The sequence below is a fragment of the Blattabacterium cuenoti genome, from assembly GCF_014251795.1.
GTDB lineage: Bacteria > Bacteroidota > Bacteroidia > Flavobacteriales > Blattabacteriaceae > Blattabacterium > Blattabacterium cuenoti_AB.
The window spans coordinates 595,433-620,076 of the sequence record NZ_CP059201.1; the positions used below are offsets into that span (position 1 = coordinate 595,433).

The 24,644-nt window shown below is 24.2% G+C and carries 28 protein-coding genes and 4 tRNA genes; 9 read left to right on the top strand and 23 right to left on the bottom strand.

Features of this window, described 5'->3' with window-relative positions; translation table 11 throughout:
* Positions 1-58: 58 nt before the first annotated feature.
* Complete coding sequence (locus tag H0H55_RS02905) at positions 59-325, top strand: HU family DNA-binding protein (protein ID WP_185861243.1); 267 nt, start codon at positions 59-61, stop codon at positions 323-325.
* Between the two features lie 47 nt (positions 326-372).
* Here H0H55_RS02905 and pdxH read toward each other — a convergent pair whose 3' ends face one another.
* On the bottom strand, positions 373-1,029 hold the full coding sequence (gene pdxH / locus H0H55_RS02910; protein WP_185861244.1) for a pyridoxamine 5'-phosphate oxidase: 657 nt from the start codon (positions 1,027-1,029) through the stop codon (positions 373-375).
* Positions 1,030-1,081: 52 nt separating this feature from the next.
* Here pdxH and H0H55_RS02915 point away from each other — a divergent pair.
* From H0H55_RS02915 to pheT, 3 genes are all read left to right on the top strand, one after another.
* Positions 1,082-1,155, top strand: a tRNA-Met gene (locus H0H55_RS02915).
* 17 nt (positions 1,156-1,172) lie between these two features.
* Positions 1,173-2,297, top strand: a complete 1,125-nt coding sequence (locus H0H55_RS02920) for a DNA polymerase III subunit beta (RefSeq protein WP_185861245.1) — start codon at positions 1,173-1,175, stop codon at positions 2,295-2,297.
* A complete protein-coding gene (pheT, locus tag H0H55_RS02925) occupies positions 2,294-4,360 on the top strand; it encodes a phenylalanine--tRNA ligase subunit beta (RefSeq protein WP_185861246.1) in 2,067 nt (688 codons plus the stop codon). Before H0H55_RS02920 ends, pheT begins: the two co-directional genes overlap by 4 nt.
* A 2-nt stretch (positions 4,361-4,362) precedes the next feature.
* Here the strand turns inward: pheT and H0H55_RS02930 are convergent, their stop codons facing one another.
* Both H0H55_RS02930 and trxB read right to left on the bottom strand, forming a co-directional pair.
* Positions 4,363-5,805, bottom strand: a complete 1,443-nt coding sequence (locus H0H55_RS02930; protein ID WP_185861247.1) for a glycine--tRNA ligase — start codon at positions 5,803-5,805, stop codon at positions 4,363-4,365.
* Between the two features lie 12 nt (positions 5,806-5,817).
* Positions 5,818-6,771, bottom strand: a complete 954-nt coding sequence (gene trxB, locus H0H55_RS02935) for a thioredoxin-disulfide reductase (RefSeq protein ID WP_185861248.1) — start codon at positions 6,769-6,771, stop codon at positions 5,818-5,820.
* Between the two features lie 64 nt (positions 6,772-6,835).
* On the opposite strand from trxB, the gene H0H55_RS02940 reads away from it, so the two are divergent.
* The gene (locus H0H55_RS02940; protein WP_185861249.1) at positions 6,836-7,270 is read left to right on the top strand and encodes a type I restriction enzyme HsdR N-terminal domain-containing protein; all 435 of its coding nucleotides are present in this window, start codon (positions 6,836-6,838) and stop codon (positions 7,268-7,270) included.
* A 5-nt stretch (positions 7,271-7,275) separates the two neighbouring features.
* On the opposite strand, the gene gap is transcribed toward H0H55_RS02940, so the two are convergent.
* The 8 genes from gap to fabZ all read right to left on the bottom strand — a co-directional run bounded on the left by gap (position 7,276) and on the right by fabZ (position 12,816).
* Positions 7,276-8,280: a type I glyceraldehyde-3-phosphate dehydrogenase gene (gene gap / locus H0H55_RS02945; RefSeq protein WP_185861250.1), complete on the bottom strand. Its 1,005-nt coding sequence runs from the start codon at positions 8,278-8,280 to the stop codon at positions 7,276-7,278.
* Positions 8,281-8,305: 25 nt separating this feature from the next.
* Positions 8,306-10,096: a translation elongation factor 4 gene (gene lepA / locus H0H55_RS02950; protein ID WP_185861585.1), complete on the bottom strand. Its 1,791-nt coding sequence runs from the start codon at positions 10,094-10,096 to the stop codon at positions 8,306-8,308.
* 30 nt (positions 10,097-10,126) lie between these two features.
* Positions 10,127-10,199 (bottom strand) — tRNA-Arg (locus tag H0H55_RS02955).
* 49 nt (positions 10,200-10,248) lie between these two features.
* Positions 10,249-10,830: an aminoacyl-tRNA hydrolase gene (pth, locus tag H0H55_RS02960; RefSeq protein ID WP_185861251.1), complete on the bottom strand. Its 582-nt coding sequence runs from the start codon at positions 10,828-10,830 to the stop codon at positions 10,249-10,251.
* Positions 10,831-11,706 carry a succinate--CoA ligase subunit alpha gene (sucD, locus tag H0H55_RS02965; RefSeq protein ID WP_185861252.1) on the bottom strand — a complete coding sequence of 292 codons (876 nt, stop codon included), beginning with the start codon at positions 11,704-11,706 and terminating at the stop codon, positions 10,831-10,833. It abuts the gene before it with no gap.
* Between the two features lie 5 nt (positions 11,707-11,711).
* Entirely contained in the window at positions 11,712-12,062 is a 351-nt protein-coding gene (locus H0H55_RS03115) for a hypothetical protein (RefSeq protein WP_238784158.1), read from the bottom strand.
* Positions 12,055-12,294: a hypothetical protein gene (locus H0H55_RS03120; RefSeq protein ID WP_238784159.1), complete on the bottom strand. Its 240-nt coding sequence runs from the start codon at positions 12,292-12,294 to the stop codon at positions 12,055-12,057. The genes H0H55_RS03115 and H0H55_RS03120 overlap by 8 nt, the downstream gene beginning before the upstream one ends.
* A gap of 21 nt (positions 12,295-12,315) precedes the next feature.
* Entirely contained in the window at positions 12,316-12,816 is a 501-nt protein-coding gene (fabZ, locus tag H0H55_RS02975) for a 3-hydroxyacyl-ACP dehydratase FabZ (RefSeq protein ID WP_185861253.1), read from the bottom strand.
* Positions 12,817-13,351: 535 nt separating this feature from the next.
* Between fabZ and rpmH the strand changes: the two genes are divergently transcribed.
* Positions 13,352-13,501, top strand: coding sequence for a 50S ribosomal protein L34 (gene rpmH, locus H0H55_RS02980; protein WP_185861254.1), 150 nt, complete (start codon positions 13,352-13,354; stop codon positions 13,499-13,501).
* 6 nt (positions 13,502-13,507) lie between these two features.
* On the opposite strand, the gene H0H55_RS02985 is transcribed toward rpmH, so the two are convergent.
* Positions 13,508-14,680, bottom strand: coding sequence for a M14 family zinc carboxypeptidase (locus H0H55_RS02985; RefSeq protein WP_185861255.1), 1,173 nt, complete (start codon positions 14,678-14,680; stop codon positions 13,508-13,510).
* Positions 14,681-14,839: 159 nt separating this feature from the next.
* On the opposite strand from H0H55_RS02985, the gene H0H55_RS02990 reads away from it, so the two are divergent.
* Both H0H55_RS02990 and H0H55_RS02995 read left to right on the top strand, forming a co-directional pair.
* Positions 14,840-15,646, top strand: a complete 807-nt coding sequence (locus H0H55_RS02990; protein WP_185861256.1) for a CPBP family intramembrane glutamic endopeptidase — start codon at positions 14,840-14,842, stop codon at positions 15,644-15,646.
* A gap of 25 nt (positions 15,647-15,671) precedes the next feature.
* A complete protein-coding gene (locus tag H0H55_RS02995; protein ID WP_185861586.1) occupies positions 15,672-16,589 on the top strand; it encodes a ribonuclease Z in 918 nt (305 codons plus the stop codon).
* Here H0H55_RS02995 and H0H55_RS03000 read toward each other — a convergent pair.
* Positions 16,580-17,773, bottom strand: coding sequence for an ABC transporter permease (locus tag H0H55_RS03000; protein WP_185861257.1), 1,194 nt, complete (start codon positions 17,771-17,773; stop codon positions 16,580-16,582). The genes H0H55_RS02995 and H0H55_RS03000 overlap by 10 nt on opposite strands.
* Positions 17,774-17,776: 3 nt before the next feature.
* Entirely contained in the window at positions 17,777-18,100 is a 324-nt protein-coding gene (locus H0H55_RS03005) for a ribosome-binding factor A (RefSeq protein WP_185861258.1), read from the bottom strand.
* Positions 18,101-18,209: 109 nt separating this feature from the next.
* On the opposite strand from H0H55_RS03005, the gene H0H55_RS03010 reads away from it, so the two are divergent.
* A tRNA-Ile gene (locus H0H55_RS03010) sits at positions 18,210-18,283 on the top strand.
* Between the two features lie 14 nt (positions 18,284-18,297).
* On the opposite strand, the gene H0H55_RS03015 is transcribed toward H0H55_RS03010, so the two are convergent.
* The 9 genes from H0H55_RS03015 to H0H55_RS03055 form a co-directional block, all read right to left on the bottom strand.
* Positions 18,298-18,372: transfer RNA gene (locus tag H0H55_RS03015), tRNA-Arg, on the bottom strand.
* Positions 18,363-18,632: a 50S ribosomal protein L27 gene (gene rpmA, locus H0H55_RS03020; protein WP_185861259.1), complete on the bottom strand. Its 270-nt coding sequence runs from the start codon at positions 18,630-18,632 to the stop codon at positions 18,363-18,365. Before rpmA ends, H0H55_RS03015 begins: the two co-directional genes overlap by 10 nt.
* Before the next feature lies 1 nt (position 18,633).
* Positions 18,634-18,969, bottom strand: coding sequence for a 50S ribosomal protein L21 (gene rplU / locus H0H55_RS03025; RefSeq protein ID WP_185861260.1), 336 nt, complete (start codon positions 18,967-18,969; stop codon positions 18,634-18,636).
* A gap of 2 nt (positions 18,970-18,971) precedes the next feature.
* Positions 18,972-20,207 carry a SufS family cysteine desulfurase gene (locus tag H0H55_RS03030; RefSeq protein ID WP_185861261.1) on the bottom strand — a complete coding sequence of 412 codons (1,236 nt, stop codon included), beginning with the start codon at positions 20,205-20,207 and terminating at the stop codon, positions 18,972-18,974.
* 7 nt (positions 20,208-20,214) lie between these two features.
* Positions 20,215-21,525, bottom strand: a complete 1,311-nt coding sequence (sufD, locus tag H0H55_RS03035) for a Fe-S cluster assembly protein SufD (RefSeq protein WP_185861262.1) — start codon at positions 21,523-21,525, stop codon at positions 20,215-20,217.
* 27 nt (positions 21,526-21,552) lie between these two features.
* Positions 21,553-22,305: a Fe-S cluster assembly ATPase SufC gene (gene sufC, locus H0H55_RS03040; protein ID WP_185861263.1), complete on the bottom strand. Its 753-nt coding sequence runs from the start codon at positions 22,303-22,305 to the stop codon at positions 21,553-21,555.
* 11 nt (positions 22,306-22,316) lie between these two features.
* On the bottom strand, positions 22,317-23,759 hold the full coding sequence (gene sufB, locus H0H55_RS03045) for a Fe-S cluster assembly protein SufB (RefSeq protein WP_185861264.1): 1,443 nt from the start codon (positions 23,757-23,759) through the stop codon (positions 22,317-22,319).
* Positions 23,759-24,088 carry a HesB/IscA family protein gene (locus H0H55_RS03050; RefSeq protein WP_185861265.1) on the bottom strand — a complete coding sequence of 110 codons (330 nt, stop codon included), beginning with the start codon at positions 24,086-24,088 and terminating at the stop codon, positions 23,759-23,761. Before H0H55_RS03050 ends, sufB begins: the two co-directional genes overlap by 1 nt.
* Positions 24,089-24,137: 49 nt before the next feature.
* Positions 24,138-24,626 (bottom strand): DUF192 domain-containing protein, encoded by a 489-nt coding sequence (locus H0H55_RS03055; protein ID WP_238784160.1) that lies wholly within the window; start codon positions 24,624-24,626, stop codon positions 24,138-24,140.
* Between the last annotated feature and the right edge of the window lie 18 nt (positions 24,627-24,644).

Sequence of the window (24,644 nt, forward strand, 5' to 3'; positions counted from 1 at the left end):
CTATCGTGAATTATAAAATGATTTATTTTATAATTAACTAAAATTAAATTAATTATTCATGAACAAAACAGAATTGGTTAATTCAATAGCTGAAAAAACTGGAATAACAAAAATAAAAGTTAAAAACATTACAGATGCATTTATTGAAACCGTGATTGAGTCTTTAAAAAAAGGAGATAAAGTAACTCTAGTAGGATTTGGAACCTTTTCTGTAGTCGAAAGACATCCTAGAAATGGAGTAAATCCTAGAACAGGAAAAAAAATACATATTCCAGGAAAAAAAGTAGCTAAATTTAAAATAGGAGCAGAATTAACAAAATTGTGATTTAAAAAAAAGATAAAGTTTATCGCCTGCAAACTTTATCTTTTTTTTTATGGAGATAATCTATACAAAATCCATTTTTTATCTTTTTCCAAGATATAAGTTAGTCTATCATGAAGTCTATTAGGTTGACCTTGCCAAAATTCCATCCTATATGGTTTTACAATATAGCCTCCCCAATCAAAAGGCCGTTCTATAGTTCTTTTTTGAAAAAATTTTTTCCATTTTTCGTACTTTTTTAATAAATATTCTTTTGACGAAATAATCAGACTTTGTCTAGAAACCCAACTACCAATTTGATTTCCTCTAGGTCTATTCCGAAAATATTCATCTGACTTTTTTTTCTTAATTTTTGATGTTATTCCTTTAATAATAATTTGTCTTTCCATTTTTTTCCAATAGAAAGAAATACATACTTTTGGAATATTTTGAATTGCTCTTCCTTTAAAACTATAATAATTTGTATAAAAAATAAATCCATCCTCTGAATATTCTTTTAATAAAACAATTCTAGTTTCTGGTCCTCCATCTTTTCCTATAGTAGAAATAGACATAGCGTTAATCTCTTCGTTATCTTTTTCGCTATGAAAAGATTTTTCTTGTTGAAACCAATTGTCAAATAAAAGAAAAGGTTTTTTTGGAACTTGAGATTCCAACAAAGGATTTTTTGTATAATTTTTTCTTAAATTACTCAAGTCAACAGTCATAACATGTAATATTATAATTAATATAAAATATACTAACTTTATCAATATATATGGCGTGATAGCTTAGTTGGTTAGAGCGTTGGATTCATAACCCAGAGGTCGGGGGTTCAAATCCCCCTCACGCTACCTAAAAATTATAGAATATGTATTTTTCTATTTTTAGTTCTTTTTTATTAAGAAAATTACATGCTTTATATAAAATTATAGATATTCATGGTTTATCGAATTTGATTATTTTTGAAATCGATAAAAAAAATCAATTACAAATTACATGGGGATTAGATTCAAAAAATCTAATTCAGACATACATGAAAATCAATGTAAAGAAATACACTAAAGAAAAAATAACCATATCTATCAAATTCATAATAGATGTTTTAACTACGTTTTCAAATGAAAATCTTTTTATAAAAAAGGAAAAAAATACACTTAATATTTATTCCCAGTATGGGATTTATGAAATCCCTATTTGTTTTGATTCAAATCAAAATTATAAAAGTTTTATTCAAATATGTAAAGGTCATTTTATAAAAATTGATTTATCTTCAGATATACTATTAAAAATATTAAACAAAACTTTATTTATGTCTGTAAGAGAAAAATTGAAACCTGTGTTAAATGGAGTTTTGTTTCAATTTCTTTCTCATGAAGCGAATTTTATATCAACAGATACTTATAGACTAGTAAAATATACAATCAAAAATTTTCAAATCAATAAAAATGTACAATTTATTATATCTAGAAAATATCTCAACATAATTAAAGAAATTCTTAAAGAGGAAAAAGAAAAAAGTCATATTGTTATTGAATATTATGATCAAAAAAATATAATTTTTCGTCTTAAAAATCATATTTTATTATGTCAATTAATCAATGAAAAATATCCAAATTATCATTATATTATTCCTCATAAAAAATGTAAAATTTCTATCATAATCAATAAATTATTATTATTAAATACTATTAAAAGAATTTTTCTTTTTTCTGAAAAAAAAAATAATTTTATTGATTTCCATTTTAACAATAATAAACTAAAAATCTGTAATCAAAAAACGATTAATATTCCTACTTCAGAAATTCAATGTAAAATTGTGATCAACAATATTAAAAGAATGAAAATAGGTTTTGATTCTCAATTTTTAATTGAAATCTTATCTTCTTTGGAAGATTTTATTTATTTCGAATTCTATGATAAAATGGGTATTTTAAAATCCTTAAAAAAAGAAGAATCAATTTTTATATTGATTATGTCTACAATAAAAATATGAAAGTATCATTAAACTGGATTAAAAAATATGTGTTTCCTATTAATATGAATCAAAATCAAATATCAAACATATTAACTGATATTGGATTAACAGTAAAAGCTATTAATAACGTAAATAATGATTTTATTTTAGATATAGAAATCACACCTAATCGTACAGATGCCATGAGTCATTATGGAATAGCACGTGATTTATATGCTGTTTTAAGATTTCGTGGATATAAAGTTCATTTGCTCAAACCAAAAATAAATGAAGATTATTGTTATCAGTCACATATAAAAATTTTTGTTCAAGAATATGATAAATGTATAAGATATTCTGGAATATTTATTTCAGGAATAAAAATAGAAAAATCTCCATATTGGCTAATTTCTCAATTAGAATCTATAGGAATCCGATCTATAAATAATATTATAGATATAATGCATTTTGTCATGTATGAATTGGGTCAACCAGTTCATATTTTTAACATGAATCAAATAAAGGATGTTAAAATTGTAATAAAAAATGCAGAAAATAATACACATTTTCAATATTCAGATAATATTAAAATCAAACTTGATAAAGAAGATTTAGTTATTTATGATAATGCACATCCATTATCTATAGGGGGGATAATTAATCATGTTGAATCTAACATAAATGTTAAAACTACAAATATTTTTGTAGGAAGTGCTTGTTGGCATTCTACAATTATACGAAATATAAAAAAAAAATATTCAAAAAAAATAAAAACACAATATCCTTATTTTTTTGAAAAAGATATAGATCCTAATCAAACTGTATACGCTTTACAAAGAATAGCTTTTCTCATAAAAGAAATCATAAGAAATAAAATAGTATGTTCGAATGTAATAGATTTTTATCCTAATCCTATATATTTTTCAAAAATAAAACTTCGTTACAATAAAATTATAAATATTTTAGGGAAAAAAATATCAATAAAAAACATAAAAAAAATTTTGTCATTATTAGAAATGAAAATTGATTATGAAAATCAAAAATATTTATTTATTGAAGTTCCTTCTTATAGAACAGATGTTAAAAGAGAAATAGATGTTATAGAAGAAATATTACGAATTTATGGTATACATAAAATACCGATATATAATAATCAAGTAAAAATTTCTACACATATCAAGTTTTTTGAAAAAACAGAATATGAGATACAAAAAATACTTTTTGAACAATTGATTAATTATGGTTTTCAAGAAATTATTTCATCTACCATGATAAATGAAAAAAAATACTCTTATTTTTTCAATTCTTTCTTGAAAAGGAAAGAGATTCAGGTTATGAATCCAGTTAATCAAAGTTATAAGTTTATGAGATCTAGTTTATTATTTAGCATGATAGATTGTATTGAATATAATTATAAAAATAATCGAATAAAATCTTATATAAAGTTTTTTGAATTAGGAAAAATATACTATAAAAAGAATGATAAATTTTTAGAAAAACCCTATCTTGGAATAGCTATAGCAATATCAAAAAAAGAAAAAACTGAATATAATTATTATTCTTTCTTTTATTTAAAAGGAATTATTGAACAAATTTTGCAAAAAAGTGGAATATACAATTATACTCAAATACTTTCTGAACATCCATTGTTAGAAAATGGAATTTCTATATTATATAATCACAAAAATTTAATTGAAATAGGAAAGTTTAAAAGAACTATTTTAAAAAAAAATGAAATTTTTTATGCAGAAATTGATTGGAAGTATTTAATATCTATTATTAAAGAAAAAAAAATAATTTATATTCCATTATCTAAATATCCTACTTCAAAAAGAGATTTATCTTTATTCGTAGATCAAACGATTTCTTTCGAAAAAATAAATCAATTAATTAAAAAAAGAGAAAATCATATCATTAAAAAAGTTGAAATATATGATTTATATAAAGGGATAAATTTCCCTACATCAAAAAAATCTTACACAATAAGTTTCTTTTTTGAAAGCAAAAAAGAAACATTAACTGAAGAAATAATTAATGATTCAATGAAAGAGATTGAATTTTTTTTAAAAAAAGAATTAAAAGCTGAAATAAGAAAAAAATAAAATTATGTAAAACAAGATAATTTCAATAAAATTTTTTTTAATCCAGTTTCTTGTTCTATAATTCTTGATATTTCTTTTATATGAATTCTTTTTTGTTTCATTGTATCTCTATTTCTCATGGTAACTGTATCTGTCTTTATCGTATCATAATCTACCGTAAAACAAAATGGTGTTCCTATAGCATCTTGTCTTCGATATAATTTCCCAATAGACTCTTTTTGATCATAAACTAATCGATGATGAATTTTTATCTCATTAAATATCTTTTTTGCGATTTCCGGTAATCCATCTTTTTGTACTAATGGAAATATAGCTCCTTTAATTGGAGATAAATAATAGGGAAGTTTTAACACGATACGTATTTTTCCATTTTTTAATTTTTCCTTTTTTAAAGATGAAGATAATAGAGCTAAAAAAAGACGATCTAACCCTAATGATGTTTCTATAACATAGGGTATATAATTTTTTTTATATTCAAAAATTCTGAATTTTTTTTTCGAAAAAAACTCATGATTTTTTAAATCAAAATCTCTTCTAGAATGAATTCCTTCTATTTCTTGAAATCCAAAAGGAAAATAAAATTCTATATCTGATCCTGCACTTTCATAATGAGATAAACTATCATGGTCAGATAGTTTATAATATTTTTTATATTCTAAGTTTAATTCTAAATGCCATTTGAATCGTATTTTTCTCCAATATTCATACCATTTGATTTCTTCTTCAGGAAGAATAAAAAATTGCATTTCCATTTGTTCAAATTCTCGCATTCTAAATATAAATTTTCTTGCAAAAATTTCATTTCTAAATGATTTTCCTATTTGTGCAATCCCAAATGGGATTTTCATCCTATTCGACTTTCTAATATTCTGAAAATTAGAAAATATTCCTTGAGCTGTTTCAGGTCTAAGATATAAATCTTTTTCACTTTCATTTTTAATTTTAAACATCATATTAAAATGACGAATATCTGTCCAATTTTTTGTTTTTTCAATGGGATCACAAATACATAATTCATCAATTAACGCTTTGACATCAATTAAATCATTTTTTTTCAAAGATTGAGATAAACGAGATAATATTTTTTCTTTTTTTTCTGAATTATTTAGAAATTTTTTTTCTACATATTCTTGAATTAAAATTTCAGGACGATATCTTTTTTTAGAATCTCTATTGTCAATTAATAATTCGTTAAATTTATCAATGTGACCGGATGCATTCCAAATATCAGGATGCATAAGAATAGAAGAATCGACTCCTACTATATTTTCATGAAGTAGAGTCATAGATTTCCACCAAAATTCTTTAATATTATTTTTTAATTCCACTCCATGTGGTCCATAATCATAAGTAGCATTTAATCCTCCGTAAATTTCACTAGAAGGAAAAATGAAACCATAAACTTTTGCATGAGAAATTAAAAATTCAAAAAAATGATTACTCATTTTTCATATTGATTATAAAGATAGATAATACTTTTCCAAATCAAGTGCTGCCATACATCCAGTTCCAGCAGAAGTAATAGCCTGACGATAATCAGGATCTTGAACATCTCCTGATGCAAACACTCCAGGTTTACTAGTTATGGTTTTTCCTTTTTTTACCATAATATATCCTCGATCATTTAAATCGAGTTCATTTAAAAAAATTTCCGTATTAGGAATATGACCTATTGCAATAAATAAACCACTAATGAAAATAGTTTTATTAGTTTTATTTTTATGATTGAAAATCTTAATACCTTCTAAAAAATTATTTCCAATAATTTCCGTTACATTAGAATCAAATAAAATATGAATATTATTTTTTTTTGAAATATTATCTTGTAAAATTTTAGAAGCTCTAAAATAATCTTTTCTAATTATCAAATATACTTTTTGACAAATTTTTGATAAATAGTTAGCTTCTTCTAAAGCAGAATCTCCACCTCCTATCACTGCTACATCTTTTTCCTTATGAAAAAAACCATCACAAGTAGCACAAAAAGAAACTCCTAAACCCATGAATTTTCTTTCTTTATTAATTCCTAAAAATTTAGGACGAGAACCCGTAGCAATAATCACCCCTCTACTCTCTATACATTTTTTGTTATCTAAAAAAATACGATGAATTCCTCCTTTTTGATTGGATAGAATCACACGAGTCACTGATTGATGAATTATTTTAGTATTAAAACGTTCTGCTTGTTTTTTACAATTTTTCATAAAATCATTTCCATTAATTCCTTCTGGAAATCCAAGATAATTGTCTACATCAGTAGTAGTAGTTAATTGTCCTCCCGGTAGAGAACCAGTAAAAATAATAGGATTCATGTCTGCTCTTGATGCATATATAGCAGCAGAATATCCAGCAGGTCCAGATCCAATAATAATACAATCCTGTATTTGTTTTTTTTTTAATTTTAAAAACATATTAAAAACATAATTTATTTTATTTTACATTAATGTTCTTAAATTAAACATACTTAACAAAGTTATGCCCCATTTCAATTTTTTTATCAAAAATCATTTGCATTTAAAAAAAATAAAAAATAAAATCCATATATTTTGCGTAATCAGAAAAAAATTTTATATCCTGACTCAAGAAGAAATGATACGTCAATATATAATTTTTTTATTAAAGAAAATAAAAAATTATAAAAACTCCAATATATGGGTAGAATACCCTTTTCAAATAAACAAGTTAAACAAACGATTAGATATTTTAGTTCATTTAAATAAAAGACCTCATATCATTGTTGAATGTAAAATACCAAAAATATCTATAACACAAAAAACTTTCGATCAAATTTCCATGTACAATCAAAGCATAAATGCTCCATTTTTAATGATTAGTAATGGAATCAAAAATTTCATTTTTCAAGTAAATAAGTATAAAAAAAATTTTCTATTTTTAAAAAATATTCCATAAAATAATTATAAAGAATGCATATAATTAATAATATCTAACAATTTTACAGAAAAACCAACTTCATTGTCATACCAAGAAATTATTTTTAAAAAATTTGAATTCAACATAATACTAGAATTTGCATCAAAAATAGAAATTCTTTCATCTCCTATAAAATCAGATGAAACAACAGCATCTTCTGTGTATCCTAATATGTTTTTTAATGTAGTTTTAGAAGCCTGACTCATGCAATATTTGATTTTATCAAAATTAGTACTCTTCTTTAAAGAGACCGTAAAATCCAATACAGATACATTTGATATTGGTACTCTAAAAGCCATTCCTGTTAATTTACCATTTAAACTGGGAATGATGTGACCTACTGCATTAGCTGCACCTGTCGATGTCGGTATAATATTAACCAATGCAGATCTTCCACCTCTCCAATCTCTAGAAGAAATAGAATCAACAACTTTCTGAGTTGCAGTAGTAGCATGTATAGTTGTCATTAATCCTTCAGATATTCCAAAATTATCATTTAAAACTTTAACAATTGGAGAAAGACAATTTGTAGTACAAGATGCATTAGAAACAATATCTTGATCTTTTTTTATATTTTTATGATTAACTCCCATAACAAACATAGGAATATCATCTTTAGGAGGTGCTGATAAAATCACTTTTTTAGCACCTGATTTTAAATGAGCACTAGCTAAATTTTTTGTTAGAAAAAGTCCAGTAGACTCAACAACACATTCTACATTTAATTTACCCCAATTCAGTTTTTCAGGATTTTTTTCATTGGTAACTTGAATCCGTTTTTCATTTAAAATTAAATAATTTTGATCTTCAATACGAATATTTCCTTTAAAAGAACCATGAACAGAATCATGTTTTAACATATAAGCTAAATATTCTATAGATGCTAAATCATTAATAGATACTACTTTAAAATTACCTCTATTTAAAGCAGATAATAAAACTAACTTTCCTATTCTGCCAATCCCATTAATTCCTATTTTTATAGACATATTCAAAAATTTTTATTTTTTTATATTAATTTTTAACTTTTAAAAAAGTAATAAAAGCAGATGATGGTATTTCAACTTTTCCTATTTGACGCATTTTTTTCTTTCCTTTTTTTTGTTTTTCCAAAAGTTTTTTTTTCCTAGAAATATCACCTCCATAACATTTATCTGTAACATTTTTTCTTAAAGCTTTAATTGTTTCTCTTGCTATAATTTTTCCAGATATAGAAACTTGAATAGGAATACTGAACTGATGTTTTGGAATTAACATAGATAATTCTTGACATATTTTTTTTGCCAAAAAAAAAGCTTTAGTTTTATGAACTAATAGAGATAAAGGTTCTATTTTTTCGTAATTAATTAACACAGTAATTTTTTTCAAATCTGAATTTCTATAACCAATAAATTTATAATCAAAAGAAGCGTATCCATTAGAAATAGTCTTTAATTTATCATAAAAATCAAATATAATTTCTGATAAAGGCATTTCAAATATCATCTCGATTCTTTCTTCTGTTTGATAATTCTGATTCTCAATCATAACTCCTCGTTTTTCTATACATAATGTTATAACATTTCCTATATAGATGACTTTTGTAAAAATAGAAACTAAAACGTATGGTTCTTCTATTCTTTTTAACTTTTCCGTTTCCGGAAAGTCTGAAGGATTATTGATCAAAATATTTTGATCATTTTTCATATAAACTCTATAAGAAACATTAGGAATAGTAAGGATGACAGAAATCCCATACTCACGATCCAGACGATCTTTTACTACTTCCATATGAAGAAAACCCAGGAATCCACAACGAAATCCAAATCCTAATGCTGTAGAAGATTCAGGACTGAAAGAAAGCGCTGCATCATTTAACTGTAATTTTTCCATAGAAGACCGTAATTCTTCATATTGATCAGTACTTACTGGATAAATACTCGCAAAAACCATGGGTTTAAATTCTTTAAATTTTTGTATTGCTTTTTCTGCTGGATTTTTTGCGTCTGTTATGGTATCTCCTACCTTGACTTCATTTGTATTTTTGATTCCAGAAATTACATAACCTACATCTCCTGTGTTGATTTGATTTTTTGAAATATGTTTGATTTTCAAAGTTCCTATTTCATATGCCGAATATATTCTTCCTGTTGACATAAACTGCAATTTTTGTCCTTTTCGTATACAACCATTTTTAATTCTAAACAAAACTTCAATTCCTCTAAATGGATTATATGAAGAATCAAAAATAATAGCTTGTAAAGGTGCTTTTGGATCTCCTTTTGGAGCAGGAATACGTGTTATTATTTGATTTAAAACATCATTAATTCCTAATCCGTTTTTTGCACTAACAGGAATAATATCTTCCATTTTACATTTTACTAATTCTATTATTTCTTTTATAACATTTTCCGGAATGACTTCCCACAAATCAATTTTGTTTAAAATTGGAATAATAACCAAATTATTCTTTAATGCTAAAGAAAGATTAGATATCGTTTGTGCTTGAACACTTTTTGTACAATCAACTACAAGTAAAGCACCTTCACAAGCAGCAATAGAACGTGATACTTCATATGAAAAATCAACGTGTCCTGGGGTGTCTATTAAATTCAAAATATATGTTCGACTATTATATTTATATTCCATTTGTACAGCATGACTCTTAATAGTAATTCCACGTTCTCTTTCTAAATCCATATCATCCAATAGTTGGGTCCGCTCTCCTTCTGAAATTGTTTTTGTAAATTCTAATAAACGATCAGCTAATGTACTTTTTCCGTGATCTATATGTGCAATAATACAAAAATTACGAATATAATGAATCATAATTAATTGGTTTGAAAAATAATCAAATAACCTTGAAGGGAATCGAACCCATACCATAGGAATCGGAATCCTATATTCTTTCCTATTAAACTACAAGGCTATTTTTACATAAAATTTTGACTGCTTGATTTATTACTAAAATATTATATTTATGGATAATGATTAAACAAATTCATTGTTTTTTCTAATCCATTTTTTACAAATGAAAATATTATTTTGATGCCTATATTTATTTTTAAAAATAGATCCTCTATTTCTTCATTTTTCCAATTTTCTAATACATAAGTATCTATTTTCTTATTAAAAAAGTTTTGTTTAATACCAAAACGAAGACGTGCATAATGAGATGTCCCTATTTCTTTTTCTATATTTTTTAAGCCATTATGGCCTCCACTTCCTCCTTTACCTCTAATACGAAAATTACCAAAATTCAAATAAATATCATCAGATATTATAAGAATATTTTTTAACATAATTTTTTCTTTTATCATCCAATATTTAACTGCTATTCCACTACGATTCATATAAGTAGAAGGTTTTAAAAAAAAAAGTAATTTATTCTCATACATAAATTTAGAAATAAAACCTAGTTTTTTTTTTGAAAAAGAAAAAAAATATTTTTTAGATATTTGATCTAAAATTAGGAATCCTAAATTATGTCTAGTTTTTTTATATAAAAAACCTGGATTTCCTAGTCCAATTATCAAAAATTTCTCTTCACTTATACTCATCTAATGAAAAACTTCATATACAGCTTTCCCTATATTTGCTGGAGATTGGACAACATATATCCCGTTTTTTTCCATTATTTTCATTTTTTCTTGTGCTGTTTCTATTTTTTTTTCTATAATAGCTCCAGCATGACCCATTGTTTTTCCTTCTGGCGCTGTTTGTCCTGCTATAAAACCAATCACAGGCTTTTTATTATCTAGTTTTTTCATCCATTCAGAAGCTTCAATTTCTAATTGTCCTCCTATTTCTCCGATCATAACAATACACTCTGTATCAGGATCATGAAAAAATAACCTAATAACTTCCTTCATATCAATTCCAATAATAGAGTCGCCCCCTATACCAATAGCAGTGGAAATTCCATAACCAAATTTTACAATTTGATCTGCTGCTTCATAAGTTAGAGTACCTGATCTGGAAATAATACCTACATTTCCTTTTTTTTTAAATACTGAATTTGGCATAATTCCCACTTTAGACTTTTCTGGAGAAATAATACCAGGACAATTAGGTCCTACTAAACAAGATTTTTTACCCTTTAAAAAATGCTTAACTCGAATCATATCTGAAACAGGAATTCCTTCTGTTATACAGACAATAACTTGTATATTCATGTAAATAGATTCTAAAATAGCATCAGAAGCAAAAGTGGCAGGAACAAAGATCACACTTACATTTCCTCCTGTATGATTAACTGCTTCTTCTACAGTATTAAAAATAGGAATACCTAAATGGATATAACCACCTTTTCCTGGTGTGATTCCTCCTACTATAGGAGTTCCATAATCTATCATTTGTTCAGTATGAAATAGTCCTTCTTTTCCAGTTAATCCTTGCACAAGAACTTTAATGTTTTGATCTATCAAAATACTCATGATTTTTAAAAATTTGAATTATATTTTCTGATTCTTTCTATATAAGATCTATTTTCCGTATTTATTTTCACAAATTCTCCTATCTTAATAAAAGAAGGAACTAACAATTTAGTTCCAGTTTCTAAAACCGCAATTTTATTAGTATTATTAATTGTATCTCCTTTTTTAACAGATTCTGTTTTTTCCACTTTTAAAATCAATGTAGTAGGAATTTTTAAAAATAGAAAATTTTTTTCTTTTCTATTTTTAACATGAAAAAAAATGTTGATCTTCATCCCTTCTTTTAATAATTCTATATTTTTGTTTTTTATTAATTTTTCTTCTATTTGTATCTGATCATAAGTAATTTCACTCATAAAAAAAAATCTTTCTTTCTTTATATAAATACCGATATGAATTCGATTCTATTTTAACTTCTTTTAATTTTTGTTTTTTTGAAAAATTATTTTCTAAAACATGTCCTGTTATTAAATTTTTTAATTTAGTCCTCAAAAAAGCATAACCTTTTCCTGGTTTAACATGAATAAAATCAATAATTTTGTATATTTCTTTATTCCATTCTATATGCAAACCTTTTCTAATATTCATTTATTTATAATTTATTATATATTATAACGAGTTCTTAACTATTTTTGCAATGACATCTGCTTCTACTACAAGTTTATTACCAACATAACCTTTTCCTTGCATATGAACAATTCCCCTTTTCATAGATTTTAACAAATAAACTTGAAAAATAACCACATCTCCAGGAACTATTTTATATTTAAATTTCACTTTATCTATTTTTAAAAAATAAGTAGAATATAATTCAGGATTACTTAATTTATTTAATACTAATAAACCTCCAACTTGTGCTATAGCTTCTATTTGCAATACTCCGGGCATAATCGGTTCTCTAGGAAAATGTCCTATAAAAAAAGATTCATTGATTGTTACATTTTTAATTCCTACGATACTATTTTGTGTCAAATCTATTATTTTATCAACTAAGAGAAATGGAGGTTTATGAGGTAAAATCTTCATAATGTTTTTTATGTCCAAAATAGGTTTCTTTTTTAAATCAAATTTAGGAATGTCATTTTTTTTAAATTTTTTAATTTTATTCATTAAAATTTGGATTATAAAAAATGAATTTACCTTTTAATTTAGTTCTCGTTAAATTAATAGTCTCAAACCTATGATCAAATATTCATTTATTTCGCTCGTTATTCCGCTTTTTTATTCAAAATTTTGAATCATACTACAAAAAATATTTAAAACTTATCATAAAGTTATGGATAAATCTTATCCATTTTGAAAATTACAATTCCTTTTTTTTAGGATCCTAAAAAAAATTTTTTGACAATAGTCAAGTAGTTAATTTATTTATAAATCATTTTGAATACAAATTTATTGTGAAATAAAATACAAGAAAAATAGAAAATTTTATGTAATTTTTGTTCGAAATGTATAATTTTTATTATATCATGAGTTTATCAAAACGTATGATTTTATTTTTCACAGGTTTTATTGTAGGTATTATAATATTATTTCTTTTTTCCTACAACTTTCAAAGAAAATTACTGAATCTTAAAAATAAAAAAATAATAAAAGAAAAAAAATATTTTTCTCATTTTAAAAAAATAAACGATTTGATTATCATATGAAAAGAACATATCAACCTTCAAATAGAAAAAAAGTAAATGTTCATGGATTTATGAAACGAATGAGTACAAAAACTGGACGCATAATTATATCTAGAAGAAGAAAAAAAGGACGAAAAAAACTTGCAGTATCTAATTTCAAAAAATAAAATGATTTATAAAATTTTAAAACATTCTGTATTTCCAATTTCCGGAAAACTTTCTCCTTTTTTGCCATAAAATTTTTTACCTAAAACAAAAAATTCTTCATATGCAAAAAGATAGGATAAATCTCCTACATCTACTATTTTAGAAAAAATAAAAAGATCATTTTTAATGAAATCAAACTTTTCAAAATTCATTAGTCCTATGTCTACTAAAAATTTATTTTGATTTCTTTGTATTTGTATTTTTCTATATATTTTGTCTAATAATATATTTTTATTTTCTGGAATGGAAAAATAAGATTCGTAATTTTTTTCAAGATTTTCTCCTTTATTATAAGAAATGAAATAAATTCCCGCAAAAATAGATAATACACTATATTTTCTAATAATTTTTTTTTGAAAATCTTTAGGATAATTTCCTGACTCGATTAGAATACAAGGATAACCTAATTTTTGTAACCTATCTCCAGTTGCAGTAGGATATAATTCATCAGAAAATCTTCCTATTGATCCAATATTAGGTAAAATTTTATAAAGTTCTTTTACAATAAAATTTATAATTCCCATAGATTGTTTCCTGCTTATAGAAGCAATATTTTTTTTCATAGATATCGAAGGAGATAAAAAAGATAGAATAGCAGGATTAAAAATTTTATTTTCAACATTGAAAATGCTTCTTTGATCATGTAAATTAAATAAAATATTAGGCTTACTTTTTTCTATCTCTTGAAATAAAGTCTGTATTTCTGGAGATTGTAAACGAATAGCATCCCGATTTAAATCTATGTTGATAGCATTTCTTCTTTGAAATATTTCTGATCCATCAGGATTTAACATAGGAATAAATGAAATGGTTAAATTTTTCTTTAAAAATTTAACTAAATCACAATTTTTTTCCATTAAAAAAAAATGAAAAATATCAAACATCGATTTTGTCCCTGTAGTTTCATTTCCATGCATTTGAGACCATACCAATATTTTTATTTTTCCGATCCCCCATGTGATTTTAAAAATTTTTCTTTTTTCTATAGATAATCCTATAGGAACAATAGTGCATATATCTTTATATTTATTTATAATCTTCAATAAATCAGAATATTTAAAAACTTTTGAATGACCAATGCTCCCATCTTTAAATGATTCATAATTACGAAACAAATATAAAATATCGAAAAAAAACATAATAATTTTAATTTTATCTTACAATAAAAGAAATTTATTATTTTAATAAAATTGTTTTTATCTTTTGTAACAGATGTAACAGATTTTCATTGAAAAATTATGAACATGAAATTAAGAAAACAATTATAAAATATCAAATTAAAGACGAATTTTTAACATATGAAGAATTATTTCAAAATAAATTATATCGAATCGATTTTATTAATAGTGGGATTTACTGCTTTAAATTTTTTCAATATCATTATTAAAAAATCGTTGATTCTTATTAAATTACCAGAAAGTATGATATTCTCAATATCATACACTATCCCTTTTATTTTTTTATTTATTTTTATTTCTCATCAAGCACAAAAAAAAAATCTTACCATAGATTTATCCATGAAATTATCTTCATGGTATATTTATTTTATTATTTTTTTCATGATGTTTTGTATGATCATTATCAATGAATATATTTCTTCACTAGTTCCAATAGAAGGGCCAATATTAGGAAATATGTATAAAGAAATTGAAGAATTTCTAAAAGAAGAAATAAAAAATCCAATTCCTTTTTTTTCTACTACAGTATTACTAGCTCCTATATGTGAAGAAGTTCTTTTTAGAGGCATTATTTTAAATGGAATGTTAAAAAATAAAATACATCCCATTAAAGCGATTCTATTTTCTTCATTTTTATTTGGATTAACTCATATGAATCCTTGGCAATTTATAGGAGGTCTAATCATTGGAAGTTTCATAGGATTTGTTTATTTCATAACTTGTTCGATTATAGATTGCATATTATTACATATATTTAATAATGCTTTTGCTGTATTTAGCATGTTCTTCTTTATGAAAAATGAAATACCTATCCTATCAAAAGAAGTTGAGATGAATATTGAATCCATATTCATATTAACAATAGCTTTGACTATAATAATTAGTGGTGGTATTTTCCTTTTAAAAAAAAAAAGAAAAGAAATATAATTCAATTTTTTTAAAACTTTGTATGATGAGAAAACCTTCATTAACCATTTTGGGATGTCATTCTTCTATACCTACAAATAGGTTCCATCCTACCGCTCAAATATTAGAAATGAAAGGTTTTTATTTTCTTATTGATTGTGGAGAAGGAACACAAGTTCAATTAAGAAAAGCAAAAATAAAATTTAACAAAATAATACATATATTCATATCTCATTTGCATGGGGATCATTTTTTTGGATTAATTGGATTGTTATCTACATTCCATTTATTAGGTAGAGAGAAATCAGTAAGTATTTACGCGCCAAAAGGATTAAAAGAAATCATAGATGTTCATTTTAAATGGTCTTACACAAGATTAAAATATTGTATAGATCATATAGAATTATCATCAAAAAAGTTAGAAAAAATTATGGAAAATGAAAAAATAGAAATCTTTTCCATTCCATTGAAACATAGAATTTATGCAAATGGATTTCTGTTTAAAGAGAAACCTAGTAAAAGAAAATTAAATATGGAAGAAATTAAAAAAATACCCGATATTAAAATAGTAGATTATCCTAATTTGAAATTAGGAAAAGATTTTCAAACTCATGATGGAAAAATTATTCCTAATTATCAATTAACATTTGATCCTCCTAAAATACTATCTTATGCTTTTTGTTCAGATACTTCTTTTTATTTACCAATAGTTGATCATATCAAATATGTAGATTTACTATACCATGAATCTACATTTCTAAAAATAGAAGAAAATAGAGCTATTAATACAGGTCATTCAACAGCAAACCAAGCCGCATATATAGCTAAAAAAGCAAAAGTAAAAAAGTTATTATTAGGACATTATTCTAATAGATTTCCGAATATTAAAGAATTTGAAAATGAAGCAAAAGAAATATTTTTGAATGTAGAAGCTTCAGTCCCTCTAAGAACGTATTATTTATAATAAATCATATTATTAATTCTTTTTAAAGAATAAAAAGATATAATTGATCCTGTTATTAGAATAACACATACGATTATATACAGATCCATTCCTGTAATTTTTACAGGAAAAGGGATTTTTTTTGTAATTTGAAATATTTTATATTTTTCTTGTATCAAAGAAATAACATAAGAAAAAAATAAGCCACTCAAACAACCAAATAAAGTCATCATCAATCCCATATAGAAAAATATCATCTTAATTCTATATAAAGAAAAACCCAGACTCCATAATATAAAAAGTTCTTTAATTTTATCTAATTGTAAAATGAAAATAGCACTAAATAAGTTAAATCCAGTGATTAGTATCATTAGTATAAATAAAAAATATAAAAATACTTTTTCTGTATTTAAAACCTGATAAAAAAATTTTTCTCTTTCTGTTCGTGTTATTATACTAAATTTTGGTCCTAACTTATTGACTAAAATGTTTTTTAAATTTTGAATGTTCGCTTCATCATGAATCTTAATTTCTAATGTATGGAAAATTTTGTTTTTCATTATCTTTTGAAGTTCGTGCAAATCACAAAATAAATACTGTTTATCCATTTGATAACTAAAATGAAAAATTCCTTTTACAAAAACTTTTTTTCTCATAAAAAACGAATCTGAATTATTTTTTTTACAATCTAAAATAAGTATTTGTAAAGGAATATTTTTGATATGAGATAGTAATACTGGAAAGTATGAAATTATAGAAAACCATCCGACATATATATTTAAAGAATCAAATTTTTTATCTTTTAAATTTATTCTTTTAAATTTTTTCATAACTTTCTCATATTCTGTGTCTACTCCTTTTAAAAAAATAAAATATTCGTGATTATTATAATGAAAAAAAACTTTTTTTTCCATAGTTTTAGAATAAGCCACAATTCCTTGTATATATTTTATTTTTTTTATTAAAATATTATCATCAATAATAAAATCTTTCTGATTTCCATAAGAAATAGTAATATCTGGATAATGAATTCGATAAAATTTTTTATTTAAATCTTCTAATCCAGAAAAAACAAATAAAATTGTAGATAAAGAAAATGTGGAAACTCCAATAGATAAAATTGACAAAAATACAATAATATTAACAACGTTAATTCTTTTTTTAGAAAAAAAATAACGTACAGATATATAAAATGAAGTTATCAAAAATTAAACTATTAAATTTTGTTCAGCTGAATAAAAATCCAATTTAGGAATTTTTTTGACACGATATCTAAGTCTCTTAGAAAGCAACTTTCTATAAAATTTAGATTTAGAACGAATAGATTTCAATATATTTTTGTTTAAAAAAGGATAAATATTGATATACACTTTTATTAAATTCATATCATGAGTCACGCATACTTTAATCAAAGTAACTAAAAATTTATTCTTACTTTTATTGTGATGAATCTCCTCATTAAATATTTTTGCTATTTCTATAAAAAATATCGAAGATAATTTTTCATTTTTAATTAAGTTTATTTCTTTCATAATTGTATTCATTAATTTATTTAAAATAAAAAATGAAAAAAACCTGAACAAAAATTTGTAATAGGTAAAATAATATTGTAAACTTGCACAGTCCACATTTATTTTTATAGGTCCCATAGCTCAGTTGGTTAGAGCACCTGACTCATAATCAGGTAGTCGCTGGTTCAAGTCCAGCTGGGACCATTTTATTTTTTTTGTAACCGGGGAGGGATTCGAACCCACAACTCACAGTTTAGGAAACTGTTGTTCTATCCTATTTGAACTACCCAGTCTTAATCTTCGTATCCACAACGGAAACAATTGATTTATTTTTCTTTACTTTTTTAAAACAAACATAACCGTTTTTAATTGCATATAAAGTATGATCTTTTCCTATTCTTACATTTTTTCCAGGATGATGTTTCGTACCTCGTTGACGAATTATGATATTACCAGAATTTACATACTGATTTCCATATATTTTAATGCCTAACCTTCTTCCTATTGAATCTCTCCCATTTCTAGAACTTCCAGAACCTTTCTTATGAGCCATATTAATCTAAGTTTTTAATATTCTTTTCTATAAAAGAAATTATTTTTATTTTCGAAAACAAAGGTCTAAATCCATTTTTAACTTTATATCCTTTTCTTCTTTTTTTCTTAAAAATAAGAATTTTTTTTCCTTTTATATGTTGCATAATTTCAATTTCAACATTAATTTTTTCTAAAAAAGGACTTCCTAAAAAAAGAACTCCTTCTTTATAAAACAAAAAAACTTGATCCAACAATATTTTTTTTCCTATATTTTCTGAAATATGAGGAACATAAATATATTTATTTTGAACAAGTTTAAATTGTTTATTTTTTATATTAACAATAGCATATGTCATAATTATTTTAATAATATCTTTTTTGCTTTTAAAATTCCTTCTAGTAAATAATCTATTTCTTGAAAAGTATTATATACAGAAAAACTAACACGAATCATTCCTGAAACTTTGAAAAAATTCATAAGAGGTTGTGCACATAAATGTCCAGTTCTAACTGCAATTCCCAAACGATCTAAAATACAACCAACATCAAAGCAATGTAATTCATCTAAATTAAAAGAAATAATACTGGATTTTTTAGAAAAGTCCATAATATCTCCATACAATTGAATTCCGTCTATTGAATTTAAATGTTTTACAGCATACATTAAAAGTTTCTTTTTATAAGATTGAATATTTGATATCCCCATTTTTTTGACAAAATCTATGGCGGATCCCCATACAATAATCCCTTCTATATTTGGGGTTCCTGCTTCAAATTTTAACGGTAAATCTGAATAAGTTGTTCGATCAAAACTTACATTTTTAATCATTTCTCCTCCAAATTGATAAGGATCTAACTTTTCTAATATTTTCTTTTTTCCATATAAAATTCCAATTCCAGTAGGACCATACATTTTATGTGCAGAAAAAACATAAAAATCAACATTTAAATCTTGCACATTTAGATCGAGATTAGAAGGAACTTGAGCCCCATCAATTAAAACTAAAGCATCATATTTATGAGCTATTTGTATAATAGACTTAACCGGATTAATAATTCCTAAAACATTAGATATATGACTAATAGATACGATTTTTGTCCTTTCTGAAAAAAAAGATTCAAAATTTTTTAATTGAAAAAAACCATTTTCATAAATGGATATGATTTTTAAAACAGCACCTTTTTTTTTACAAAGAATCTGCCATGGAACAATATTTGAATGATGTTCAACACAAGAAATGATAATTTCATCTCCTTTTTTTATAATAGCTTCTATACTAGAAGCTACCAAGTTAATTGATTCTGTAGTTCCTTTTGTAAATATAATTTCAGAAGAATATTTTGCATGAATAAATTTTTGAATTTTTTTTCTAACGTTTTCTACACACAAAGTAGCTTGATGACTGAGATAATGTAATCCTCTATGAATATTAGAATTCATAGTCGAATAATAATTTTGTGAAGCTTGAATGACTTGCAAGGGTTTTTGAGTCGTAGCTGCATTATCCATATATACTAAATAATTAGAATATATTTTTTTTTTCAAAATAGGAAATTGACTTCTTATTTTTTGTATTTCTTTTTCTGAAAACATATATATATCACAAATGTTTATATAATTTTTTATTTATTTTTCTACGTATAAATTTTTTTAATTCAAAAATATGGATAGGAATCAATATTTCTTCTAAAAAAGATAATAACAATAACATTTTCGCTTCTTTTTCAGTAATCCCTCTTGATTGTAGATAAAATAACTCAGAATCTTGAATATTACCTACGGTACAACCATGTGAACATTTTACATATTCAGAATAAATTTCTAACTGAGGTTTAGTATATATACATGCTTCGTTAGAAAGAATTATATTGTTATTTTTTTGAAAAGCATTTATTTCTTTTATCAACTCGTTCACAATGATTCTTCCATTAAAAATTCCTTTAGATTTTTCACATAAAATATTTTTATATAATTGAAAACTATAAGAATTCGAACATAAATGATTTATCATAGTATGATGATCTACTAATTGTTTTCCTGATAATAGAGAAATTCCATATAAATAAGAATAAGCTTTCTTTCCATCAGAATAAAATTTTAAATTATTTCTTATAAAATTTCCTTGAATAGAAAAAGTGTAAACAGTGCATTTACTATTATTTTTTTGTTTGAATAATGTATTATCTATTATAGAAGTTTCTTCTAAATCATTTTGTACTTTATAGTACTCAATGATACTATGACTCATAGCATAAACTTCACTAACAGAATTCATAAAAACAAAATGGTGTTTTAAAGATTTATAATGTTCTATAATTTTAACACGGGAATGTTCTCCTACTATAATCAAATTCCTATTATTTAACATAATTTTAGATTCTATTCCTGTAGAAATATGTAATATTTCTATGGGTTTTTCTAAAATTACATGATCAGGAATATAAATATATGCACCATCTTTTGACAAGATTGTATTTAAAGTATAAAATGCATCATATTGATATGATAATTTTCCATAATAATTTTTAATTTCATTTTCTTCTAATGATATTATGTTTGATATAATAACATTGCTTGCATCAATATAAGATAAATCAGAATGATATTTCCCATCTATGAAAATTAAAACATAAGATTCTTTTTTTTTTAAAAAAACTAATTTTCTGATTTTTTCAAATTCTATCCTTTTTTCTTTTAAATTTTCGCAAAAAATATTATAATCTTTATCAATAATTGATTCTATATTCGTATGTTTCCATTCTTCATTTATAGAAGTAGGAAAACCTCTTTTATATAAAAAAGAGGAATGTTGCTTTTGTAAAAAAGATATATAAGAATCTTCTGTTTTTTCTTTTGCAGATGCAGAAGAAAATTTATTAATTAATAAAGTTATTTTTTCTCTTAACTGCATTTAATTATAAAGTTAAATAATTCTTTTTTATACTTGATTTTTCACTATCCAATCATATCCTTCCTTTTCTAATTTTTCAGCTAATTTTTTATCTCCTGATTGAACTATTTTTCCATCATATAAAATATGTATAACATAGTCTGAAAAAATATGATCTAATAATCTTTTATAGTGAGTAATAATTAAAATAGAATTTTTATCATTTCTAAAAGTGTTAATTCCTTTGGCTACTACACGTAAAGCATCTATATCTAAACCTGAATCAACTTCATCTAGAATAGATAGTAAGGGATCTAACATCATCATTTGAAATATTTCATTACGTTTTTTTTCTCCACCCGAAAATCCTTCATTCAAAAAACGATAAAAAAAATCTTTTTCAATATTTAATAAAGAAGATATTTTTTTTATTTTTAATAAAATATCTTTAGAAGACATTTTTTTTATATTTTTTGCTTCAAAAATTGAATTGATTGCTGTTTTAATAAAATTTACAATAGTAACTCCTGATATTTCTATTGGGTGTTGAAAAGAGAGAAAAATTCCCAAATGGGCTCGTTCTTCTGGTGAAAAATCTTTTAAATTTTGATTAAAAAAATAAATATTTCCTTCAGTTATTTGATATTCTTTTTTACCTGCTATGATAGACGCAAGAGTACTTTTTCCTGAACCATTAGGACCCATAATCACATGATTTTCACCTTCTTTTATTTCTAAATTAATTCCTCTGAGGACCTTTTTATTTGCTATAGACGCATGTAAATTTTCTATACTTAACATAATTTTTTTGATTATCCTACAGATCCTTCTAAAGAAATTTCCAAAAGTTTTTTTGCTTCCACTGCAAATTCCATAGGAAGTTTTTTTAATATTTCATGACTAAAGCCATGTACAATTATAGAAATTGCTTTTTCTGTATTTATTCCTCTTTGATTACAATAAAAAATCTGATCTTCTCCTATTTTTGAAGTTGTTGCTTCATGTTCAACTTTTGAATTAGAATTATACACATGAATATATGGAAAAGTATGAGCTCCACATTGATTTCCAATTAATAAAGAATCACATTGAGAAAAATTTCTAGAATGAATTGCTTGAGAAGCTATCTTAACTAATCCTCTATAATTATTTTGAGCTTTCCCAGCAGATATCCCTTTTGATATAATAACACTCTTAGTATGTTTTCCTATATGTATCATTTTAGTTCCCGTATCTGCTTGTTGAAAATTTTTTGTTAAAGCTAAAGAATAAAATTTTCCTATAGAGAAATCTCCTTTCAGAATGCAAGATGGATATTTCCAGGTAATTGAAGAACCTGTTTCAACTTGTATCCAAGATATTTTTGCTTCTTTTTCACATAAACCACGTTTTGTTACAAAATTAAAAACACCTCCTATACCCTTTTTATTTCCAGGAAACCAATTTTGAACCGTAGAATATTTAATTTCAGCTTTTTCTAAAGCTATAATTTCGACTACAGCTGCATGTAATTGATTTTCTTTTCTTTGTGGAGCTGTGCATCCTTCTAAATAACTAACATAGGAATCTCGATCAGCGATAATTAAAGTCCTTTCAAATTGTCCTGTATTATTTTCATTAATACGAAAATATGTGGATAATTCCATGGGACAACGAACCCCTTTTGGAATATAACAAAAAGAACCATCTGAAAAAACAGCTGAATTTAGAGCTGCATAAAAATTATCTTTTTTTGATACAACTGAACCTAAATATTTTTTGACAATATCTGGATATTTTTTTAAAGCATCGTTGATAGAACAAAATATAATCCCTTTATCTTTTAATTTTTTCTGAAATGTAGTAACTAAAGAAACAGAATCTAGCACTATATCTGTTGCTATACCTGAAAAAATTTTTCTTTCTTCTATAGGTATTCCTAATTTATTGAACGTTTCTATTAATTCTGGGTCTACTTCTTCCAAATTATTTAAATCTATTTTTTTTTTTGGAGCAGAATAATAACTTATTTTTTGAAAATCTGGAACCTGATATTTGATATTTGCCCATTTTGGGGTTTCCATTTTTTTCCATATATAAAAAGATTCCAACCTCCAATCTAGCATCCATTTAGGTTCTTTTTTTTTTTCTGTTATCTTACGAATAACGTCTTCATTCAAACCAATTGGAATTTTATCTGATTCTATTGGAGTATAAAATCCGTATTTATATTCAGAATTTGTAAAATTTTCCAGTATTTTATTATTTTTTTTCATTATGATGAAAAACTTTTTCCGCATCCACAAGTGTGTTTCGCTTTAGGATTATTAAAATAAAATCCTTTTCCATTTAATCCATCTGAATATTCTAATGTTGTTCCTTCTAAATAAGGAATACTATTTTGATCTATAAGTATTTTCATTTCTTTCTGTTGAAAAAGACGATCTCCTTCTTGTTTTTTTTTATCGAAAGTTAATTCATAAGACATTCCTGAACAACCTCCAGTTTTAACTCCAAATCTCACGAAAGAAACATTATGAGAAAGTCCTTCTTTTTTCATGAGAGAAATTAACTTATTTTTAGCTTTTTCAGATATAAAAATCATAATATTCACAATTTTTTAATTACACAATAAAGATAGTTTTTTTACATAATTAATTGTTCAATTTAAAAAAACAAGCAATTTTTGTTATTCCTTCTTTTATTCCCCATTCATTAGACATTCCAGCATTAATCTCTAAAATGTATTTTATATTTATAGTTGAAGGAAAGTTTATTATTTCTATATCTTTCATAGGACTCACGTATTTATCCAAATAAATAACAGTATCAAATTGATTGATATATACAAAATCTAAAGGAATTCGAACATCTTTCATATTTATTTTTTTATATTCCTCTTTATTTTTTAATAAAAACAACATTCCTCTGTTTTTTTTTAAAATAGATCTATACTTCAATCCATTTCTTCTATCTGTATCTCGATGTGCCAATTCCACATCTATTTTTTTTATGATATAATTATTATTTGTAAAATACAATTCTCCATCTTTAATAAATTTTATCTCTAATAAATTTCCAATATCTAAAAAAAGATCAGAATCGTAAGGAATTCTCTCAGAAGAATTTATGAAAAAACACATAATTATTATTATCAAATA

Excerpts from the sequence above, each read along its gene's own strand:
- H0H55_RS02905 (WP_185861243.1), top strand. The coding sequence starts at position 59 with ATGAACAAAACAGAATTGGTTAATTCAATAGCTGAAAAAACTGGAATA.
- pdxH (WP_185861244.1), bottom strand. The coding sequence starts at position 1,029 with ATGACTGTTGACTTGAGTAATTTAAGAAAAAATTATACAAAAAATCCT.
- H0H55_RS02920 (WP_185861245.1), top strand. The coding sequence starts at position 1,173 with ATGTATTTTTCTATTTTTAGTTCTTTTTTATTAAGAAAATTACATGCT.
- pheT (WP_185861246.1), top strand. The coding sequence starts at position 2,294 with ATGAAAGTATCATTAAACTGGATTAAAAAATATGTGTTTCCTATTAAT.
- H0H55_RS02930 (WP_185861247.1), bottom strand. The coding sequence starts at position 5,805 with ATGAGTAATCATTTTTTTGAATTTTTAATTTCTCATGCAAAAGTTTAT.
- trxB (WP_185861248.1), bottom strand. The coding sequence starts at position 6,771 with ATGTTTTTAAAATTAAAAAAAAAACAAATACAGGATTGTATTATTATT.
- H0H55_RS02940 (WP_185861249.1), top strand. The coding sequence starts at position 6,836 with ATGCCCCATTTCAATTTTTTTATCAAAAATCATTTGCATTTAAAAAAA.
- gap (WP_185861250.1), bottom strand. The coding sequence starts at position 8,280 with ATGTCTATAAAAATAGGAATTAATGGGATTGGCAGAATAGGAAAGTTA.
- pth (WP_185861251.1), bottom strand. The coding sequence starts at position 10,830 with ATGAGTATAAGTGAAGAGAAATTTTTGATAATTGGACTAGGAAATCCA.
- sucD (WP_185861252.1), bottom strand. The coding sequence starts at position 11,706 with ATGAGTATTTTGATAGATCAAAACATTAAAGTTCTTGTGCAAGGATTA.
- H0H55_RS03115 (WP_238784158.1), bottom strand. The coding sequence starts at position 12,062 with ATGAGTGAAATTACTTATGATCAGATACAAATAGAAGAAAAATTAATA.
- H0H55_RS03120 (WP_238784159.1), bottom strand. The coding sequence starts at position 12,294 with ATGAATATTAGAAAAGGTTTGCATATAGAATGGAATAAAGAAATATAC.
- fabZ (WP_185861253.1), bottom strand. The coding sequence starts at position 12,816 with ATGAATAAAATTAAAAAATTTAAAAAAAATGACATTCCTAAATTTGAT.
- rpmH (WP_185861254.1), top strand. The coding sequence starts at position 13,352 with ATGAAAAGAACATATCAACCTTCAAATAGAAAAAAAGTAAATGTTCAT.
- H0H55_RS02985 (WP_185861255.1), bottom strand. The coding sequence starts at position 14,680 with ATGTTTTTTTTCGATATTTTATATTTGTTTCGTAATTATGAATCATTT.
- H0H55_RS02990 (WP_185861256.1), top strand. The coding sequence starts at position 14,840 with ATGAAGAATTATTTCAAAATAAATTATATCGAATCGATTTTATTAATA.
- H0H55_RS02995 (WP_185861586.1), top strand. The coding sequence starts at position 15,672 with ATGAGAAAACCTTCATTAACCATTTTGGGATGTCATTCTTCTATACCT.
- H0H55_RS03005 (WP_185861258.1), bottom strand. The coding sequence starts at position 18,100 with ATGAAAGAAATAAACTTAATTAAAAATGAAAAATTATCTTCGATATTT.
- rpmA (WP_185861259.1), bottom strand. The coding sequence starts at position 18,632 with ATGGCTCATAAGAAAGGTTCTGGAAGTTCTAGAAATGGGAGAGATTCA.
- rplU (WP_185861260.1), bottom strand. The coding sequence starts at position 18,969 with ATGACATATGCTATTGTTAATATAAAAAATAAACAATTTAAACTTGTT.
- H0H55_RS03030 (WP_185861261.1), bottom strand. The coding sequence starts at position 20,207 with ATGTTTTCAGAAAAAGAAATACAAAAAATAAGAAGTCAATTTCCTATT.
- sufD (WP_185861262.1), bottom strand. The coding sequence starts at position 21,525 with ATGCAGTTAAGAGAAAAAATAACTTTATTAATTAATAAATTTTCTTCT.
- sufC (WP_185861263.1), bottom strand. The coding sequence starts at position 22,305 with ATGTTAAGTATAGAAAATTTACATGCGTCTATAGCAAATAAAAAGGTC.
- sufB (WP_185861264.1), bottom strand. The coding sequence starts at position 23,759 with ATGAAAAAAAATAATAAAATACTGGAAAATTTTACAAATTCTGAATAT.
- H0H55_RS03050 (WP_185861265.1), bottom strand. The coding sequence starts at position 24,088 with ATGATTTTTATATCTGAAAAAGCTAAAAATAAGTTAATTTCTCTCATG.
- H0H55_RS03055 (WP_238784160.1), bottom strand. The coding sequence starts at position 24,626 with ATGTGTTTTTTCATAAATTCTTCTGAGAGAATTCCTTACGATTCTGAT.